Origin of the sequence: Chitinophaga barathri, assembly GCF_003807585.1 — a bacterium.
Classification (GTDB): Bacteria; Bacteroidota; Bacteroidia; order Chitinophagales; family Chitinophagaceae; genus Chitinophaga; species Chitinophaga barathri.
This window is the reverse complement of the sequence record NZ_RMBX01000020.1, coordinates 1-19049: the sequence shown is the minus strand read 5'-3', so window position 1 is coordinate 19049 and position 19049 is coordinate 1. Positions and strand designations below refer to the sequence as shown.

14 protein-coding genes are annotated in these 19049 nt (G+C 53.0%); 7 read left to right on the top strand and 7 right to left on the bottom strand.

Annotated features, from left to right (window positions below; all coding sequences use genetic code 11):
• Nucleotides 1–27: 27 nt before the first annotated feature.
• The 3 genes from EG028_RS26780 to EG028_RS26770 form a co-directional block, all read right to left on the bottom strand.
• Nucleotides 28–600: a hypothetical protein gene (locus EG028_RS26780; protein WP_120519357.1), complete on the bottom strand. Its 573-nt coding sequence runs from the start codon at nucleotides 598–600 to the stop codon at nucleotides 28–30.
• 177 nt (nucleotides 601–777) lie between these two features.
• Nucleotides 778–1464 carry a gluconate 2-dehydrogenase subunit 3 family protein gene (locus tag EG028_RS26775; protein WP_120519356.1) on the bottom strand — a complete coding sequence of 229 codons (687 nt, stop codon included), beginning with the start codon at nucleotides 1462–1464 and terminating at the stop codon, nucleotides 778–780.
• 5 nt (nucleotides 1465–1469) lie between these two features.
• Nucleotides 1470–3203: a GMC family oxidoreductase gene (locus tag EG028_RS26770; protein WP_120519355.1), complete on the bottom strand. Its 1734-nt coding sequence runs from the start codon at nucleotides 3201–3203 to the stop codon at nucleotides 1470–1472.
• 104 nt (nucleotides 3204–3307) lie between these two features.
• Between EG028_RS26770 and EG028_RS26765 the strand changes: the two genes are divergently transcribed.
• Nucleotides 3308–4789 (top strand): gluconokinase, encoded by a 1482-nt coding sequence (locus tag EG028_RS26765; protein ID WP_120519354.1) that lies wholly within the window; start codon nucleotides 3308–3310, stop codon nucleotides 4787–4789.
• A gap of 1 nt (nucleotide 4790) precedes the next feature.
• On the opposite strand, the gene mutL is transcribed toward EG028_RS26765, so the two are convergent.
• Nucleotides 4791–6641 (bottom strand): DNA mismatch repair endonuclease MutL, encoded by a 1851-nt coding sequence (mutL, locus tag EG028_RS26760; protein WP_120519353.1) that lies wholly within the window; start codon nucleotides 6639–6641, stop codon nucleotides 4791–4793.
• A gap of 258 nt (nucleotides 6642–6899) precedes the next feature.
• On the opposite strand from mutL, the gene msrB reads away from it, so the two are divergent.
• Nucleotides 6900–7364, top strand: a complete 465-nt coding sequence (gene msrB, locus EG028_RS26755; RefSeq protein ID WP_317127257.1) for a peptide-methionine (R)-S-oxide reductase MsrB — start codon at nucleotides 6900–6902, stop codon at nucleotides 7362–7364.
• 160 nt (nucleotides 7365–7524) lie between these two features.
• Here the strand turns inward: msrB and EG028_RS26750 are convergent, their stop codons facing one another.
• The 3 genes from EG028_RS26750 to EG028_RS26740 form a co-directional block, all read right to left on the bottom strand.
• Nucleotides 7525–9237 carry a RagB/SusD family nutrient uptake outer membrane protein gene (locus EG028_RS26750; protein ID WP_120519351.1) on the bottom strand — a complete coding sequence of 571 codons (1713 nt, stop codon included), beginning with the start codon at nucleotides 9235–9237 and terminating at the stop codon, nucleotides 7525–7527.
• A gap of 17 nt (nucleotides 9238–9254) precedes the next feature.
• Entirely contained in the window at nucleotides 9255–12494 is a 3240-nt protein-coding gene (locus EG028_RS26745) for a SusC/RagA family TonB-linked outer membrane protein (RefSeq protein WP_120519350.1), read from the bottom strand.
• A gap of 404 nt (nucleotides 12495–12898) precedes the next feature.
• The gene (locus EG028_RS26740) at nucleotides 12899–13180 is read right to left on the bottom strand and encodes a YciI family protein (protein WP_120519349.1); all 282 of its coding nucleotides are present in this window, start codon (nucleotides 13178–13180) and stop codon (nucleotides 12899–12901) included.
• 168 nt (nucleotides 13181–13348) lie between these two features.
• Between EG028_RS26740 and EG028_RS26735 the strand changes: the two genes are divergently transcribed.
• From EG028_RS26735 to EG028_RS26715, 5 genes are all read left to right on the top strand, one after another.
• A complete protein-coding gene (locus EG028_RS26735; protein WP_120519348.1) occupies nucleotides 13349–15103 on the top strand; it encodes a DUF4836 family protein in 1755 nt (584 codons plus the stop codon).
• A gap of 94 nt (nucleotides 15104–15197) precedes the next feature.
• On the top strand, nucleotides 15198–15848 hold the full coding sequence (locus EG028_RS26730; RefSeq protein ID WP_120519347.1) for an ATP-binding cassette domain-containing protein: 651 nt from the start codon (nucleotides 15198–15200) through the stop codon (nucleotides 15846–15848).
• A 1-nt stretch (nucleotide 15849) separates the two neighbouring features.
• Nucleotides 15850–17040 carry an FtsX-like permease family protein gene (locus tag EG028_RS26725; RefSeq protein WP_120519346.1) on the top strand — a complete coding sequence of 397 codons (1191 nt, stop codon included), beginning with the start codon at nucleotides 15850–15852 and terminating at the stop codon, nucleotides 17038–17040.
• A gap of 7 nt (nucleotides 17041–17047) precedes the next feature.
• Nucleotides 17048–18355 carry a metal-dependent hydrolase family protein gene (locus EG028_RS26720; RefSeq protein ID WP_120519345.1) on the top strand — a complete coding sequence of 436 codons (1308 nt, stop codon included), beginning with the start codon at nucleotides 17048–17050 and terminating at the stop codon, nucleotides 18353–18355.
• A gap of 5 nt (nucleotides 18356–18360) precedes the next feature.
• Nucleotides 18361–18684 (top strand): Dabb family protein, encoded by a 324-nt coding sequence (locus EG028_RS26715; RefSeq protein ID WP_120519344.1) that lies wholly within the window; start codon nucleotides 18361–18363, stop codon nucleotides 18682–18684.
• Nucleotides 18685–19049 lie beyond the last annotated feature (365 nt).

Here is a 19049-nt window from a genome sequence, read left to right as displayed (position 1 = left end):
GCTGTGTATAAGGTTACACGTCCTGCGTTAATTCCGTCCGAACATATATCCGATCTTCATATTGAACGTCATGGTGCCCGTCCATTCCTTTACCGGGTTGTAACGGTTAAAAATATCCCATTTTATGAGCGCGTCCCTCATCTGCGGATTGCTAAAGGTATTGGTCACATCGCGGTACTTAATACCCGCCCCTGCACTCATATCCAGCAAAAAGTGACGGAACAGGGGAAACTCACCCCCGAATTTAAAATTGATGAAAAAAGTATAACGGTCAGTACTCATCCATCCTATCGGCGGCTGAACATCGCCGGGTTGAAGAAGTTCTTTTAATACCGGGTCGCTGACGGTATGGGCTTCCAGGTGGCCCAGTTCCAGCCCGAAATATTCATGTACATGCAAAGAGCGCGTCTCAGGGAAGAAAAATTTTTGCTCAAAACCGATGCGCCGACCTTTAAAACGGTAGTAGTCGCTTCTGTTATTCGACAATGCAGGAATTTCGTCCGTCAGCCAGGCGTAGCTGACCTGGGACGCCCATCTTTTGGCATATTGGAATTCATAGCCGAACTCATAACCTGGATTTACAGGGTCAATTTGTGGCATCAATGAGAACTTCAGCTGGTGCTTATATTGTAATATTCCTGGATAGGGGGCAGTTTGGGCCCGGGCGATAGTAAATCCAAAGAATAACAGGAAAGCGACTAAAAACTTCATAGCGGCAGATTATAGGGTGATTAATCCTATAACGTGCCGCTATGTATAAGGTTACACTTTCGGATGTTAATCCTCCCAGGTCATTACTTTTCCCCGGTCATCCGGTTTCATGGAGATGGCGAGGGTCCTTTCATCGTAAGCGAGATCATATTTTTTGAGCACATCATCCGGCACGCCGTCCCAGACGTTTGGCTGGTTGCCTTTGTACCCCAGGTCTTTCAGCCCCATTTCGCTGGTGAAGAAGCCGGTAGCGGTAAGGTTGCGTATCGTGCTGAAAAAATTTACACCCTGGCTCAGTTCAGGAGCAGCTTTGTACGGGTAAGCGATCTGGTCCGCAATGGCCAGCTGCTGCTCTTTGGAAAGGTCCGTGAAAATTTTGTTATGCAGCTTTAGCGAATGCACGTCCAGCCAGCGGAGCCCGCCCCGCATGGGCGTCTGGTACTGAGGCATGTCTTTTACGATAAACTCGATGAAGTCCGGCACTTTCGCTTCTGTGGCGCTGCCCGAAGTTTCGTCTTTCGGAATGATGATATCCGCCAGAACGGTAATGGTTTTCATTTCCGCCGCGGTGAAAAATGTTTCTTTTAAAAGCGATTCGTCGCGCAGCACCTCATCGGGTGTGCGGCCGTAGTCTTTTAAGACGCCGGCACCGGTTTTGGTTTTCTCGCCGGGTTTGGTTTCGCAGGCGCTGAGTATGACGCCGGTAGACAAAGAGCCTATTACCAAGGCTTTGAGCGATTCTCTTCTGTCCATGATAATTACAGGTTTTGTTTTTTCAATTCGTCCACAATATATTCTGATGCGCGGAGAGCCAGTGCCAGGATGGTCCAGGTGGGGTTTTTGTCCGCCTGGGATACAAACGCGCCACCGTCTACCACAAACACGTTCTTAACGTCGTGCGCCTGGTTGAACTTATTCAGCACGGATCGTTTCGGATCGTCGCCCATACGGGTAGTGCCTACTTCGTGAATGATGCGGCCGGGGTTTTCAAGCCCGTACATCTTATCCTCGCCCGCTTTCGTGCCAATCGGGATACCGCCCATTTCGTGGATGATCTGTTCGAATGTATCCTGCATGTGTTTCGCCTGTTTGATCTCGTGATCGCTCCAGGTATAGTTGAAACGCAGTACGGGGATGCCCCATTTGTCCACCACGGTAGGGTCTATTTCGCAATAGTTGTCTTCCCGGGCAATGGCTTCGCCTCTTCCCGCAAAACCTACGGTAGAGCCATAATAGCGGCGGTATTCGTTTTTCAGCGAAGCGCCGTAACCGCCGGGCGTTACATTGCCCGGGTTGGGATTTTTGCTTTGCAGGCCTTCTATCCCGAAACCAAAGCCATAACCGGGCATGGGCATGCCGCCGCCCATCTCGATGTGATAGCCGCGGGCGAAGTCCAGCTTTTTATTATCCAGCCACCAGGGAATGTACATGTGCAGACCGCCTACACCGTCTTCGTTGTACCGCTTGCGGTCCATCAGCGCGGGGATGTATGCGCCGCGCGAAGCGCCGGTGCTGTCGTGCAGGTATTTGCCCACCACGCCGCTGGAGTTGGCGAGGCCGTTCTTATGCGCGGATGATTTTGAATTGAGGAGCAGCCGCGCTGATTCACAGGCGCTGGCCGCGAGTACGATCACACGGGCGCTCACCTGGTACTCCTGGAGATCGGTTTTGTCCACATAACTTACGCCGGTGGCTTTACCGCTGGCGTCCGTAAGCACTTCGCGGGCCATCGCGTTGGTGTACAGGTCCACGTTCCCGCTTTTCATCAACGGTTTGATGAGTACGGTGGAAGAGGAGAAGTCCGCATGTACGGTACAGCCCCTGCTGCACTGGCTGCAATAAAAACATGCGCCACGGTCCTTGTTCACGGTGCGGGTCAGGATAGAAAGCCTTGAAGGGATCACTGGAATACCCAGCTTGTCGCCGGCCCTTTTTACCATCAGCTCATGCAGGCGCGGTTTGGGCGGGGGGAGGAAATATCCGTCCGGTTCGTTGTAAATGCCTTCTTTAGAACCGAATACGCCGATCATTTTATCCACACGGTCGTAAAACGGTTTTACGTCATCGTAACCGATGGGCCAGTCATCGCCATACCCGTCCAGGCTGTGATGTTTAAAGTCATTGGGGCCGAAGCGGAGCGAAATGCGCCCCCAGTGGTTGGTACGGCCGCCCACCATGCGTGAGCGGAACCAGTCGAACTGTGTGCCGTTCTTTTTCGTGTAAGGTTCGCCGTTAATCTCCCATCCGCCATAGGCTGCGTCGAAATCCCCGAAAGGCCGGGTGGTGCTTGCTCCTCTGCGTGGTGATTCGTACGGCCATTTCAATTGCGTCTGCTGCGCGGGATCGGCGGGGTCATATTTGGGTCCTGCTTCCAGCAAGGCGACTTTTAGCCCTGCTTCGGCCAGTACTTTGGCAGCCATGCCTCCTCCTGCTCCGGAGCCGATGATGCATACATCGTACGCCTTCGCTTGTTTTTTAATCTCGAATGCCATGGTTTTGAACGTGGATTTTTGTTAATAAGATTCGACCTGAGTATTTAAATCTATAAATTAAATGCGGAAAATGGAAGGTGTTTTTTACTTTCGGCTTCTATTCTATGACAACGAACACACCATATATCCTTGGCGTTGATATCGGGACGGGCAGTGCCAAAACGGTTGCTGTTACGCCTTCCGGGCATATTCCGGTATCAAAAAGACAAACATATCCGACCCTGCAACCGCAGCCGGGCTTCAGTGAGCAGGACCCTGAGCAGATCATTGCCGCGGTGATTAACACCATCCGCCAGTCCGTTGAAGAGATGGGCGCGCCGCCCGCAGCCATTGCGCTCAGCAGCGCGATGCACAGCCTGATGGCGGTAGATGCGGACGGAGAGCCGCTTACGCCGCTCATTACCTGGGCGGACAACCGGGCGGAGCAATATGCCTCAGCGCTGAAAAACACGCCGAAGGGGCAGGAGATCTACCAGGCCACCGGTACACCCATTCACGCCATGAGCCCGCTCTGCAAGCTACAATGGATACGTGACCACCAGCCGGAGATATTCGATCAGGCCGCCTGTTTCGCCGGTATCAAAGAACTGTTCCTTTACCGTTGCTTTCATGAATTTGTAACTGATTATTCCCTGGCCTCCGGCTCAGGATTGTTTGATATCCGCGCGCTGGACTGGTATGCTCCCGCATTGGAGCTGGCCGGCATTACGGACGAGCGCCTGCCTATCCCGGTGGAGACCACGCGCCTGCTCATCGGCATGGATCCCGCGATGGCACAGGCATTGGGCGTTCCTGCGGATACGCTGATACTTACCGGCAGCAGCGACGGCTGTCTTGCCCAGCTGGGCAGCGGCGCCGTACAGCCCGGACATGCCGCGATTACCATCGGCACCAGCGGCGCGATGCGTATGATGACCAGCAAACCGGCAAAAGATGACCAAAGCAGGCTTTTCTCTTACCTGCTCACCCCGGAGCATTACGTTTGCGGCGGCGCCGTGAACAACGGCGGAGGGGCCCTGCAATGGTTCTCCAAAGCATTCCTCCCCTGGTCCGACTACAATGATTTCCTGAAAACGGCTTTCACCGCCCCTCCCGGCTCGGATGGCCTGCTGTGTATGCCTTACCTGCTCGGCGAGCGCGCCCCGGTATGGGACAGCCGCGCGGCGGGTGCTTATGTGGGCATCCGTCAGCAGCATGGGTCGCCGCATTTCCAGCGGGCGTTGATCGAAGGGATCTGTTTCGGGCTGTACAGCGTGGGCGAGGCATTGGAAAGCGTGGTGGGCGATGTGAAGGAAGTGACCGTGAGCGGCGGTTTCACCGCCTCCCCTTTGTGGATACAATTACTGGCTGATATATTCCAGAAACCGATGCTCCTCCACCAGGACGAGGATGCTTCCGCGCTGGGCGCCGCCCTGCTCGGCTGGCACGCGCTGGAAAAGATAGACGCCTGGCAGTTCAGCCCGGCCGCCGCCGCGCGCGTATTTGAGCCGGATGCTACGCATCTGCCCGTTTACCGGAAGAACTACAAAGCGTTTTCGTTATTGTACCACCAGCTGAAAGACGTGATGGACGTTCTGCGCGGCTGATTTACATTCCCCTTTCAAACATTTTTTCCAGGTCGTTCAGCTTAAAGGAGATGAACGTGAACCGCCCGCCCGGTGAAACATTCGGGGTGGAGCAGGCGAACAGTTCGTCGATGATGTTCTGCATTTCCCTGGTGCCCAGCACTTTCCCGGGAGGGATGGCGTTGTTCCGCGCGATGGAGCGCACGAGGCGTTCGCGGCGGTTGAGCTTCAGCTCGTTACTGTAATGTTTGAACTGCTCCAGCAGGCCCTCGATGCTGGCCTGTTCGTTGCCCGTCTGGATATCCGCCGGGGTGCCGCGCACGACGAAAGTATGCTGGCCGAAAGGTTCAAGGTCGTAACCCAGCGCCTGGAGGTCTGGCAGCATTTCGGAGATGATCAGCGCATCGGCGGGGAGCAGCTCCAGCGTTTGCGGGAAAAGACTCTGTTGTGTGGCCATAGGTTTCTCCGCCAGGGCTTTCTGGTAACGTTCGTAGAGAATGCGCTCATGGGCGGCCCGTTGGTCTATCAATATAAAACCCGACTTGATCTGCGAAAGAATAAACTGCTGGTGTACCTGCACGGGCACTTTATGATCCGTGGCGGCTTCCTGCCAGCGTTCATCTATCAGGGAAGCCGTGCTCAGGGGCGTTTCCGGCGGCACGTTATCGTTGTCCGGCCGGGAGGGCTCGCCGTAGAGTTCCTTCCAGTGCAGGAGATTGCTGTTGCTGCTTTTATCGATCACATGCGCCTGGTTGGCGTGGGTGAAGGTTTTGTAGATGGAAGTATTGGCGGATTGATTTTTCTTTTGTTCGGTGAACGGCTGGGTAAGCGCGTCCAGCTGCTGGATGCCCGGGTCCAGGTCGAAGTCCAGCGCGGGCGTGACGCTGAACTGGGCCAGCGCGTGTTTGATGGCGGACTGCACAAAGGCGTACAGGATGCGTTCATCGTCAAACTTGATCTCCTGCTTCGTAGGATGCACGTTGATGTCCACATGCGCGGGGTCAAGGTCGATGAAGAGCACGTAGAGCGGGTAACTGTCCGTCGGGATCATCTCGGAGAAAGCGTTCATCACGGCATGGTTCAGGTAGCTGCTTTTGATGAAGCGGTTGTTCACAAAAAAGAACTGGTCCCCACGGGTCTTCTTGGAAGTTTCGGGTTTACCCACAAACCCGTGGATATTCATATAATCGGTAGTTTCCTTTACGGTCACCAGCTTGGAGTTGTAATGCTGGCCCAGGATGTTCACCACTCTTTGTTTGAGGGAGCCCTTTTCGAGATGGAACATCTGCTGGCCGTTGCTGTTGAGTGAGAACTGGAGATGGGGGAAAGCGAGGGCCACCCGTATAAATTCATCCACAATATGGCGCATTTCCGCAGCGTTACTCTTCAGGAAGTTCCGGCGGGCCGGTACGTTGAAGAACAGGTTCTTCATGGCTATGCTCGTTCCGAGGGCGGTCTGGCACGGTTCCTGTTTTTTGATAACACTGTTGTCGATCTCGATAAAAGAGCCGAGTTCGTCGCCATCGCGGCGGGTTTTGAGTTCCACCTGGCTTACGGCAGCGATGGAAGCGAGAGCTTCTCCGCGGAAGCCCATGGTGCGGATGTGAAAAAGATCGTCAATAGAGCGGATCTTGGATGTGGCGTGGCGCTCAAAGCACATACGCGCATCTGTATCGCTCATACCACTTCCATTGTCAATAACCTGTACCAGTTCTTTACCGGCATCTTTTATGAAAAGCTGAATTTCAGTCGCTCCGGCGTCCACGGCATTCTCCAGCAGTTCCTTTACCGCCGAAGCTGGCCGCTGGATCACTTCCCCCGCCGCTATCTGGTTTGCTAAATTATCCGGTAGTAAATTGATGATATCCGCCACTTGCCTGCCTTTTGGCGTAAAGGTAGGAATAAAAAATATTGTTAAATACAATCTATCCGCAATCCATTCGGGGCTGTGTTTCGTAACTTTAAGGTGGCTGAGCTAAGACGATATATCCCTTTTATTAACATTGACGTTAAAGCGTAGTTAACGCGGAATCAAATTACTGGTATGAAATTGTGGAATCTTCTAATTTTAGGGCTGACTTTATTGATCAGCCACTGCACATACTCTCAAAACGGGAATAAAACCAATACAATGGAAGAAAAAAAGAATCCGGTGTACTCCCGCACGGATACTGGTAAAGTAAACCTAACAGACGCAGAGTGGAAAAACCTATTACCCAAAGATGTTTATGACATCGCCCGCGAAAAAGGCACAGAATGGGCGTTTACGGGTAAATACTGGAATGCTAAGGATAAGGGCACTTACTATTGCGCAGCGTGCGGAAACCCGCTGTTCGTGTCAGACACCAAATTTGAAAGCGGCTGCGGCTGGCCGAGTTTTTACCAGCCCATCAGCAAGACCAGCGTGATCTATACGCCGGACAACGCGCATGGTATGCAGCGTACTGAGGTACAATGCGGCCGTTGCAAAGCGCACCTCGGGCATGTATTTGACGACGGCCCCCCACCAACCGGTTTGCGCTATTGCATCAATTCGGTAATCCTCGACTTTGAAAAAGCAAAGGACGCCGAAAAGAAGTTTAAGGAAAAAGAATAAACGCTCCCTAACCTGACTGTATCTGCGGCACAATGCCTTTTGTGGCCGTTGCTGGGTAGTTGGCCAGCAGTAATGCATAAATTTTTCATGAGAACTTTACTGGGAAAAAATAAAAAAAGAGCCGGTGATGAGCCGGCCCCCTTCCTTTTTTTGCTGATATCTAATAATTGGGGTTCTGCTTCAGGGTGGCTGCCCCGTTCAGGGCGCTGTTCAATATCTCCTGCGCCGGTATCGGGTAATATTCGTGTTTGTCCTTTTCAAATTTCACGTCGTTGAAATACGTTCTTTTCAGTTTTTCCTTCGCATAATAGGCGTTCATCACCTGCTCCGCAATGCCCCAGCGCACCAGGTCAAAAAAGCGGTGGCCTTCCATGCCGAATTCCAGCCTTTCTTCGAACCGTACAGCTTTACGGGCAAACACAGGATCTGCCCATGCTGCGGTATACAGCCCTATCACGTAATTGGCCGCGTTCGTGCCGTCCGCCTTTTTCACAAAACCGGCGGCGTTCTGTGAGCGCGTGCGTATTTCGTTCACCAGCGTCCTGGCCCTTTCCAGGTTGCCCAGCTCCACCTCACATTCCGCCAGCCAGAGTATGGCATGGGAAAAACGGATCATCCGGTAATTATTGGCGTTCTGGCGAGGGTTGCCCGTCCAGGTGGAATTGCCGATCTCTGATTTGGAAAAAAGGTGTTTTTTGGGAGAATAAGGCCCCGCATAGGACTGATCCCTCACAAAGGCTTTACCGGGGTGATCGCCGTGATCCAGGTAGGGAATGCCACGACGGCCCACTGTCCAGTCCAGGCGCGGGTCCAGCGCACCGGCGTAGGGGGTGAAGGGTTGTGTGGATTCGATGCCCTGGTCGTTGGTCACATCCGCATCATTGAAGTTGTCGAGCATGGGCAGGCCGTTTGCATCTGTTTTAAATGCATTCACCATATTCTGCGACGGCTGGAAGAAACCGCAGCAGGTGGTAGGGCCGCCGTAAGGAAAATTGAGCGTGGCGCCCTGGTTGCCGTTTTCACCGCCGCCCGCGCCGTCGTTCACGGAATGCTCCACTTCAAAAATGGATTCCTGGTTGTTGTTCGTCGCCGCGCGGAAGTTCTCCGAATAACGGGGCGTGAGCGCAAACCCGCCCCTGATGTAGATGGAATCGAGCAGCGGTTTGGCTGCGGTGAATTTCTGCTGGAACAGGTAAGCCTTGGCAAGCAAAGCTGCCGCAGCCCATCTTGTTGCCCGGCCGGGCTGGCTCTGGCGGTGTGGCAGGTTGGCCCAGGCAAACTGGAGGTCGGCTTCTATTTTGGGCCAGATGTCATCCGTATTGGGCACTTTGGTGCTGTTGGGGTCTTCCGGATTGTAAATGGTTTCATCCACATACGGTACGTTTTTCCACATCTTTTTCGCTTCAAAATGATAATGCGCGCGGAGGAACCGGGACTGCGCGATGATCTGCGTCTTTTCTGTCTCGTCTATATCCGTGGCTTTGGCCAGCGCGATCAGCACATCGTTCGCACGGGCCACGCCGTCGTACACCGCACGCCATTTGCCGCGGAAGTGACCGTTGTCCGGCAGTATTTTACGCGTTTCTATAAACGATATTTCGGGCTGGTCGCCGGAAGTGGAACCTTTGTAGGCATCGTCCGAGGCCACGGCGCCGTATATCCAGTTGTCCGCGGAGCCATGCCAGGACGTGCCGCCGGAGCCCACTCCGTCCAGCAGGGAATAAGCGGCGATGAGGAGTGCGTTCACGCCTTTTTTATTGTTCATCTGGTCCGGCAGCAGCACGGCTTTCGGCTTTACGTCCAGGAATTTGTTGCTGCAGGAAACCGCGATCACGGTGAGTGCGGCAGCTATGATTATTTTACGTAGTTGCATAACGATCTGTTTAAAAATTAGAAGCTCAGATTTGCGCCGATCAGGAATGTTTTAGCAGCCGGGTATGCGCCTTCGTCCACGCCCATATGCCGGTCGTTGTTCGCGCCGTATGCGCGCAGGTTGATCTCGGGATCAAGGCCGGTGTATTTGGTGACGGTGAACAGGTTTTGCGCCTGTACATACACCTGGAACATTTCCACGCCCACTTTACGCAGCAACGTGGCGGGCAGGCGATAGGAGAGCTGGATGTTTTTCATCCGGAGATACGATCCGTCCTCCAGGTAATACGTGGAAGGGTTGGAGCTGATCACGTCGTTCGAACGCAGCTGCGGCAGCTTGGCGTCAGTTTTTCCGGGCCTCCAGGAATTGTCTTTCATTTCGCGGCTGCGGTTGCCGCCAAACGTCGGGAAGTCCGTCCAGTAACGGACGTAGTTGAAGATCTTGCTGCCCTGTACGCCAGCGGCAAACAACGTCAGGCCCCAGTTTTTGTAACCGAGCTGTACGTTTGCGCCATACGTGAAATCAGGGTGCGGGCTGCCGATGATCATGCGGTCTTCCGCATTGATCACCCCGTTGCCGTCGCGGTCGTGGAAAATAAACTGGCCGGCTTTGTTGTTCGCGCCTCCGCCGAACTGGGCGGCGTGTTTGGCGGCCTCTTCGTCTGTCTGGAAAATACCGTCTATCTGGTAACCGAAGAAGGATGAAATGGGGAAGCCGGCCTGGGTAACAGTCATGGATGGAAGGCGGGTCGTGAAGCCGAAGTAGCGGGTGTTGGGGTTGCCGTCTGTTACTTCTACATTATTGCGGTAAGTCGAAAAATTGACGCCGATATCGTAGCGGAAATCTCCGGCGGCGGCATCGCCGGTATAATTGATGCCCAGCTCAATCCCTTTGTTCACCATTGTGCCGATGTTGCGGAAAGGATTGGTGGCAATGCCCTGTGTGAATTGCAGTTCTACCGGGAAGAGCATGTCCGTGGTCTTGCGGGTATACCAGTCAAAAGCCACGCCCAGTCTGCCTTCGAGCAGGCTTGCATCAAATCCGAAATCCAGGCTGGAAGTAGTTTCCCACTTGGCATTGGTGTTCCCGAACTGGGTGATCTCGTACCCCTGCAGCGAGGTGGTGCGGGCGCCGTTCAGGTCGTAGAAAGAGGTGGTGGGGTTGGTGCCAAAGAACGTATAGGGATTGTAGTTACCAATCTCCTGGTTACCGGTCTGGCCATACGCTGCGCGCAGTTTCAGGTCGCTGAGGATGCGGCCGCTTTTCAGGAAGTTTTCTTCCGTCACGCGCCAGCCGATACTTGCAGCCGGGAAGTAAGCCACGCGGAAGTCTTCCGCAAAACGGCTGGAACGGTCGCGGCGAAGGGTCAGGTCCACCAGGTATTTTTCCCCGAAGGCATAGTTGACCTTACCGAATTCAGAAGCCAGGCGCCAGTTGGAGGCATTGCCGCTGTTGGTGGACGTTCCGGCGTTACCGGCGTCCAGGTAGCGGTTGTCCTTGTCATCCAGGAAAAAGTTCGCCCGGCCCGCGGCAAACTGTTCAAAATAACTGCTGATGGACTCTGTACCGACGATCACGTTGAAACGGTGAAACGAGCCCAGCCTGAATTTGTAGGTAAGCGTGTTGTACCAGGTCCAGGTGGCTTCGTAGTTATTGTTTGTGCTGAGATTGCTGTTTGAGGCGGATTCGGAAGATTCAACGTCGCGGATGTTGTAGGTCCGGATGTTGAAGGTCGTATAATCCACGCCAAAGCTGCTGCGGGCGGTGAGGTTCGGCAGGATGTCCGCTTCGATGTAAGCGTTGCCGAAAATGCGGAGGTCCTTACCGACGTTGTCTTTATTGCGGTAAAGCAGCGCCACGGGATTACGGGCGTTGTCCAGGTCACCGCCTTTGGTGCCTGCAAAGTTGCCCATGATGTCGTACACCGGAATGATAGGCTGGAGGCGGTATGCGAAGGAAACGGGATTTCCTTCGTTCTGGTTGCCGGCCGGCTGGCCTACTCTTTCGCCGTACGCCACCTGGATGTTTTCCCCGGCGCGGATGCGTTTGCTCACGTTGAACTCAGAATTGGCGCGGAGGGAATACCGTTTGAAGTAGGTATGGATCATGATGCCTTCCTGGTTAAAATAGTTCAGGCTCATGGCATAACGGCCGGCGTCGCTGCCGCCGGAAACGCCCACCTGGTGGTTCTGAATGGGGGCCGGGTTAAATATCTCGTCCATCCAGTCGGTGCCTTCTTTGTTGGCTTTGGTGATCAGCCATTTGGTTTTCCTGAACTCCGGCGCGTCAATGTCCGCGCTGTAATTCGCGGGGTTCACGCGGGGATCGTTCGCGGAAGCGCCGTCCGGGAAAATGTAATCGGGGATGGTAGGCCGGGCGCCGCTGCCGAACTGGGCGTGTTTAGGGAAGCCGGTGGCTGCATCCACGTTACCGGCATTGATACGGGATTCCCAGAGTAGGTCCGCATATTCCTGGGTATTGAGCAGGTCCAGGAATTTGACGGCGCGCTGGGTGCCGTAATACATGTCGTAGGTGAGCTTGGGTTTGCCGGGTTTGCCTTTCCGGGTGGTGATGATCACTACGCCGTTGCCCGCGCGGGAGCCGTAGATGGAAGACGCGGAAGCGTCTTTCAGCACCTGCATGCTTTCAATGTCGTTCAGGTTCAGCATATTGAGATTTCCTTTCGTCGGCACGCCGTCTATGATATACAGCGGCGAGTTGTCGTTGATGGTGCCGAAGCCGCGGATACGCACCATTACGTTGCCGCCGGGCGCGTTTTCGTTGCCGATGGTAACACCCGCTACGCGGCCCTGGAGGGCCTGGCCAACGTTTGCCGCGGGTGCGGAAAGGAGCTGCTTTACGTTTACGGTGGCCACAGCGCCGGTGATGTCTTTTTTAGACTGACTGCCATAGCCGGTTACCACCACTTCATTCAGCTGGCCGGCGTTTTCATCCAGCTCAACGTCTATGGTGGGAGTAGTGCCTACGGTTACTTCTTTCTGGCCGAAGCCTACGAAAGAGAACTGGAGTACGTCGCCTGTTTTGGCGGTGATGGTGTAATTACCCGTCGGGTCTGTGACGGTACCGGTCTTAGTGCCTTTGATAACGACAGTAACACCCGGCAGGGGTGATTTGTCCAGCTTGCCGGATACCTTGCCCGAGATTTTGCCGGATTGCGCCCATAAGGCCAGGCATGGCAATAGCAACAGGCATAGTGCCAGAAGCCTGCGGGCTCCGCAGTTTACGTGGAATGACATAGATGTTTAGTTTACAGGATGGAAAATCGGTTGATCTCCCGGTCAACAAAATCGATTTAGCTTTGGCGTTTAGGTTAAGTCGGCAGCCGTTTTACGGCGCAAGTTGATCGTACTTCTTTCGCATGTGGAAGTGATTTTGGTAATGAAGAATGAAACCCGATTCAGATATGGCGTTGGAAAAACTGGGAAAACATTAACGTGTTGACGTGTGAATAGTACTGTGCATAACGTGTGTTAGGTTTTAAAAAGGTCAATAAAACAATTACAGGATTTTCTTTCTCTGGATGCTCTTCTCTGAATTTACAAACTTTTTTTAAAAAGGACCGGCTTTTTTTGGGCAATCGTTGGCGATGCAAAGCCCTATGGGCTGATGCGGGATAAACGGGGGAAGGAAAAAGAAAGGATCAGGAGCTGATGTCCGCCATTTCGAACGTGTTCGGCTCAAATTCGATGATGTCGTATACGGCCAGCTGGAATTTGTCCAGCGGATCTTCCGCGAGGATCGCTTCCACTTCGCGGCGGCTGCCCGCCTTGCAAAGCATAATAGCACCCGTACGGGGCTTTCTGCGGCCGGAAATAATGAATTTCCCTTCCCGGTATTGTTTTTCCAGGAAGGCGTTGTGCGCCGCCATATAATGTTCTATAGCCGCGACAGGTCGGATGTACTGTAGGAGGATGAGGTACATAATGATTACGGTTCTTCAGTAAATGGTTAAAATTCAGATATCTGCAAAGGTAGACAAATTGTTGAAAGTAGCCGGTTTTGAGCCGTATATCAATAAATTTAAACGTATTAGCAAAAAACCTTGTATTTTTACCGGTAATTTTCAAATCCATTTAACATCTTTCTCTTTATGAAAAGAATGATCTCAAGAACGTTGCTCGTATTATCCGGGGCAGCGGTGTTATTGTTATCTGCCTGTTCCAAAACCCCGGAGCAGGGTAAGCATATTCCCAGGAACGCTGCTATGGTAGTGGGTGTTAACTCCGCCCAGATCCAGGATAAACTGGTGAAGGACGGGCTCACTGTAGATAAATTGTTTGATGCCGTACAGAGCAAAGACACTTCCAGCTCTATGGCTAAAGCGATGAAAGATGCCGAAAACTCAGGCGTAGACCTGAAAGGCGACGTTTTTATCGCCATGGTGCCCGGTGAAGCAGGCAGCAAAGGTTACCTGGCCGCTTATGCCAAACTGAAAGATGCAGCCAAATTTGAGGCCTTTATCAAAGAGAAATCCAAAAAAGACGTAAAAGCCGGCACCGACTTCAAATATCTGGAAGATAATGACGCCATCGTTGGCTTCGACAAAGAGACCATCATCGGCATATTTGCTTTCGATCCGAACGATCTGAACAATAACAATCCTTACGGTTTTGACGATATGGACGGCATGGATGGCGACAGCGCTGCATTGCCCGCCGCGCCTAAGGCTGTTAATAACGTTGAAACACTCAACAAACTGTTCCACCTGAAAAAAGACGAATCCATCGCTACTGTGGAATCTTTCAAAGATGTACAGAAAGAAAAAGGCGACGTATTCTTCTGGATGAGCAGCGAACAGATCTACGCCTTTAACCCCGGCACTCCTTCCGGTATGGCCGCACTCATGACCGGCAATATCAAAAAACTGACCGAAGGCGCTTTCACTACCGCCGCGGCACATTTCGAAAACGGGAAGATCAAGGTGAACGGTACTTCTTACGCAGGTAAGGAAATGACCGACATCATCAAAAAATACCCGATGGAGAAAGTGAACATGGAGATGATTGAAAATTACCCTTCCGAAAATATCCTCGGTTACGCTGTGGCGAACTTCGACCTGCGTATGGTGGGAGACATCCTGAAACTGGTGGGTATGGACGGTCTTGTAAATATGGGCCTTGCCGAAGCGCAGATCTCCCTGGACGATATCCTGAAAGCATTCAAAGGTGAGATCGCCATTATCGGTTCGGATTTCTCCGTAGTGAGCAAACCCTCAGAATGGGATTCCAGCATGACCACCGAGAAACCCGATATCAAATTCGTGTTCAACATGAAAGTAGGTGACAAGGCCGCTTTCGAGAAAGTGATGAGCAGCAAGGTGGTAGCGCCGATGTTCTCCAAACAGGGTGACCAGTACGTGCCTCAGCAACCGATGGGCCCCGTGGCTGTCTCCATCAACGACAAACGCATCCTGGCTGCTTCAGACCAGGCGCTGCTGACAGCATACGAAGCTGGCAAATCCAAAGCAAAGCTGGACGAAGCAGCGGTGAATGCCACCAAAGGCAGCGTGTTCAGCATGTACCTTGATATTGAAAAGATCGTGAACAACATCCCTGAAAAAGAGATGAAACAACTGCCGGACAGCATCTCCAACGACCTCAAAGGCCTGCTGAAAAACTTTACCGTTTCTTCAGAACCGTTCAGCGGTAAAAGCCAGAAATCCGTACTGGAGCTGAACTTCAAAAACGAAAGCCAGAATACGCTGGTGCAGCTCGTGAACTTCACCAAAAAAATGTGGGGTTATTACGAAGCGAAAAAAGCAGAAGACGAAGCCGCATGGGGTGGTGCAGTTCCGGACAGTGCTGTAGTAGTTGATTCTGCCGCAGCTGTAGTTCCCGCACAATAACATATTATTTTTCCGGACTAACGGATAAGGAAGCTGCCCGGCCAAGGGCAGCTTCTTTTTTTTGCCTATATTTATCTTTCTACAACAGGAACATATGCAGATCCAGCTTTCTGCGGTTGTGCCGGTTCCGCTGCGCGAAAGGATATTGCAGCGGCAGTCCGACATCTGGAACCGCGACGTTACTTTCCAACCAGGACAGTTCATCAAAATAAAAGCGCCATCGGGCACCGGTAAAACCACACTGGTGCATTACCTCTATCATATCCGGTACGACTATACGGGGAGTATCAGCGTAGACGGCAAGCCCTGGCAGGATTATAACCGCGACCAGCTGAGCGCCATCCGCCAGCGGCAGGTAAGCGTGGTGTTCCAGGATCTCCGGCTGTTTGACCAGCTGAGCGCTTTGGAGAATATTGAATTAAAAAGAGTGATGGACCCGCAGCCCTATTACCCGCAGGAAAAGACGCTGGAATTTGCGGAGCGCCTGGGCGTTACGCACGTGCTGAAACAGAGCGGTGCCACATTGTCTTACGGCGAACGCCAGCGTATAGCCATCATCAGGGCGCTGATGCAGCCATTTGAATGGCTGATGATGGACGAGCCATTCAGCCACCTGGACGATGCCAACGCAGACAAGGCGGCGAGATTGATCGCGGAGGAATGCCACGCGCGCAAAGCCGGGTTTATCCTTACCGATCTTGACCACGACCAACGATTTGACTACACCGTAAGCTATTTATTATAACATGCAGTTCAACGAGATTTTAAAAAAGATCATCCACACAGGGGTGGGCAGGGGCCGCTTCTGGATGGCCTCCATAGGCCTGGGAATAGCCATGCTGCTGATACTTGTGGCTTTGCAGGTGCATACCAACTTCAACGAACTGTTGTATGGCAGCAGGAACCAGAATGAACGGGCGGACTACCTGGTGGTGAACAAAAAGATCACCAACGACATGATGGGCAAACCCGAACTGACGGTTTTTAAGCCGGAAGAACTGAAAGACATTGCCGCGCAGCCGTTCGTAGAAGACTTCAGCATCATCACCGCCGCACAATACAACGTGCGCCTGGAAGCGGACCAGCTGGGCTTTTCCACCCTCGCATTTTTCGAATCGGTACCGGATAGTTTTATAGATGTGCAAAGTACCGACTGGAAATGGCAGGAGGGCCAGCAGATAGTGCCCATCATCGTGCCGCGCGATTTCACGAATATGTTCAATTTCGGTTTTGCGCTGGGCAACAACATGCCGCAGTTCTCCGAAGAAACCATCAAAACGCTCAGCCCCGGGATCGTTGTCAGCCAGGGTATGCGTACCGGCCGTTTCCTCGGGCGCATCGTGGGGTTCAGCGACCGCATCTCCACCGTGCTGGTGCCGCAGTCTTTTATGGACTGGGCCAATAACATTTACAGTACGGGCGCAGCCAAAGCGCCTTCCCGCATTATCGTCAAGACTAAAGACCCAAGCAGCACCGTGCTCACCAATTACCTGGAAGAACATAAATACGTGACAGACGAAGAAAAAACGAAGTACAGCAAGATCAGGGGCATTGTGCAGATCATCGTATCGGCGGTGGGTTTCTTTGGGCTGGTGCTGCTGATGTTTGCTCTGCTGGTGTTCAGTATGTTCATCCAGCTGGTAATAGAATCGTACAGGAATGAAATACGGCTGCTGATCACGCTGGGCGCATCGCCGGGGCAGTTGCAGCGTTACCTGCTGAAGCAGTTTATCCCCATGTATCTGGTGACCGGCGTTGTTGCTTTTGTGGCCATCACCGGCCTGCAATGGTGGGCTTCCGGGCTGCTGGCGAAGCGGAATATGTTTGTATCGGAATGGCCCGGCATCATGTCGCTGGTGGCCACCGTGGCGATCCTCGCGTTGGTGTATGCCGTGAATTGGTTCGCCGTGAGAAAACACATCGCAGAACATACCTGAACTATATATGAAAAAGACCCTGATCCTCCTGTTTTCCCTGTGCAGCGTCGTAACCGTAATGGCGCAACGGACCATCCTGCATTGCGGCACGCTGATAGACGGCGTGAGCGATAAACCCCGCCAGCAGATGACCGTCATCATTGAAGGTAAAAAGATAAGCGCCGTACAGCCTGGTTATGCCACACCAGCCGCCGGCGATAAAGTGATAGACCTGAAGAACCAGACCGTGATGCCCGGATGGATGGACATGCACGTGCACCTGGAAGCGGAAACCAATAAAAACGCCTACACCGAAAAGTTCACACAAAATCCCGCGGACCTTGCCTACCAAAGCGTGCGGTACGCGGAGCGTACGCTTATGACCGGTTTCACCACGGTGCGCGACCTGGGCGGCACCGGTGTGAACATTGCCCTGCGGAATGCGATCAACAAAGGGCTGATCGTAGGCCCGCGTGTGTTCACTGCCGGTAAATCCATCGCGACCACAGGCGGCCACGCAGATCCCACCAACGGTTTCAGCCGCGCGCTCATGGGCGATCCCGGCCCTGAAGCCGGTGTGGCCAACGGCCCGGACGAATGCCGGAAAGCCGTACGCCAGGCCTACAAAAACGGTTCGGACCTGATCAAAATAACCGCCACCGGCGGCGTGCTCAGTGTAGCTAAGGACGGCAGCAGCCCTCAATTCACGGATGAAGAGCTGGCCGCTATTGTGAGCACGGCAAAAGACTACAACTTCAAAGTGGCCGCGCACGCACACGGCACAGAAGGCATCAAACGGGCCATCCGCGCGGGCGTGAACTCCATCGAGCACGGCACCCTCATGGACGAAGAGGCGATGAACCTCGCCATCAAACACGGCACCTGGTATGTGCCCACCATCACGGCGGGCCGCTCCGTGGCCGATTCCGCCAGGATCCCCGGTTATTATCCCGATATCGTAAAACCCAAAGCGGAAGCGATCGGGCCGCAGATACAGGTTACATTTGGCAAAGCCTGGAAAAAAGGTGTGAAGATCGCGTTCGGTACGGATGCGGGTGTGTATATGCACGGGAGCAACTGGCTGGAGTTTGTATATATGGTAGAAGCCGGTATGCCGGCGATGGATGCCATCAAATCCGCCACTATCAAGGCGGCGGAGCTACTGGGCATGGAAAGCCAGCTGGGCAGCGTGGAAGCGGGGAAAATAGCGGATTTTACAGCGGTGGACGGCGATCCGCTGAAAGATATCCAGGCAATGGGCAAAGTGAGTTTTGTGATGAAAGACGGCTTGATTTTTAAACAGGGAACTGCTAACTTGGCATCCGTAAAAAACTAGCGGTTATGCCCACAACAAAAAAATTCGTGCACGTTGTTAATTTCTATCTGAAGCCGGACCTGTCCGCCGCAGATGTGAAAAAATTCGAGGAAGGCGTAAGCTCACTCGGGAAAATTGAAAGCCTGATCGTGTTTAATGTGGGCAAACCCGCGGCTACAGACCGCCCGGTGATAGACAGGAGCTACAGCTACTGCCTGCTCACCGTTTTTAACGACGAAGCCGGTCACGACGTTTACCAGGAACATCCGGTGCACCTGGAGTTCATCGAAAACTGCAATATGCTGTGGGATAAAGTAGTGATCTTCGATTCGGAAACGATAGAGTTGTAATAAAGACAAAGGAGTATCGGATTCCTGATATGATAGTATTTTGCCTTTTGCCGGAAACGAACTGCGAACCTACCCCGTAATAACCGGAAATCAGCTATGGTAGATATAGGAGAGATATAGGCAAGGCGGAGTTGAGGTGGACATGAGGCGGACTTGATCCGGAGCTGATCCGGTTAATATGCTATCAGGAGCATGACAGGGATTTCAAAACAAGATATTGCTAAAAGGGGCCTAAAAAGCCAGTCATGGTCGGAAGAAATTCCGACCATTTTTATGTTTTGAAGAATATATCAGGATTTCCCCCGCATTGTAGTACAATTAAGGCAATGGCCAAATCCCTTACTTCCATTGAAAAGCGTCTTTTG

What these genes read in the sequence shown, in the direction of transcription:
- EG028_RS26780 (WP_120519357.1), bottom strand. Translation starts at nt 600, where the DNA reads ATGCCACAAATTGACCCTGTAAATCCAGGTTATGAGTTCGGCTATGAA.
- EG028_RS26775 (WP_120519356.1), bottom strand. Translation starts at nt 1,464, where the DNA reads ATGGACAGAAGAGAATCGCTCAAAGCCTTGGTAATAGGCTCTTTGTCT.
- EG028_RS26770 (WP_120519355.1), bottom strand. Translation starts at nt 3,203, where the DNA reads ATGGCATTCGAGATTAAAAAACAAGCGAAGGCGTACGATGTATGCATC.
- EG028_RS26765 (WP_120519354.1), top strand. Translation starts at nt 3,308, where the DNA reads ATGACAACGAACACACCATATATCCTTGGCGTTGATATCGGGACGGGC.
- msrB (WP_317127257.1), top strand. Translation starts at nt 6,900, where the DNA reads ATGGAAGAAAAAAAGAATCCGGTGTACTCCCGCACGGATACTGGTAAA.
- EG028_RS26750 (WP_120519351.1), bottom strand. Translation starts at nt 9,237, where the DNA reads ATGCAACTACGTAAAATAATCATAGCTGCCGCACTCACCGTGATCGCG.
- EG028_RS26745 (WP_120519350.1), bottom strand. Translation starts at nt 12,494, where the DNA reads ATGTCATTCCACGTAAACTGCGGAGCCCGCAGGCTTCTGGCACTATGC.
- EG028_RS26740 (WP_120519349.1), bottom strand. Translation starts at nt 13,180, where the DNA reads ATGTACCTCATCCTCCTACAGTACATCCGACCTGTCGCGGCTATAGAA.
- EG028_RS26735 (WP_120519348.1), top strand. Translation starts at nt 13,349, where the DNA reads ATGAAAAGAATGATCTCAAGAACGTTGCTCGTATTATCCGGGGCAGCG.
- EG028_RS26730 (WP_120519347.1), top strand. Translation starts at nt 15,198, where the DNA reads ATGCAGATCCAGCTTTCTGCGGTTGTGCCGGTTCCGCTGCGCGAAAGG.
- EG028_RS26725 (WP_120519346.1), top strand. Translation starts at nt 15,850, where the DNA reads ATGCAGTTCAACGAGATTTTAAAAAAGATCATCCACACAGGGGTGGGC.
- EG028_RS26720 (WP_120519345.1), top strand. Translation starts at nt 17,048, where the DNA reads ATGAAAAAGACCCTGATCCTCCTGTTTTCCCTGTGCAGCGTCGTAACC.
- EG028_RS26715 (WP_120519344.1), top strand. Translation starts at nt 18,361, where the DNA reads ATGCCCACAACAAAAAAATTCGTGCACGTTGTTAATTTCTATCTGAAG.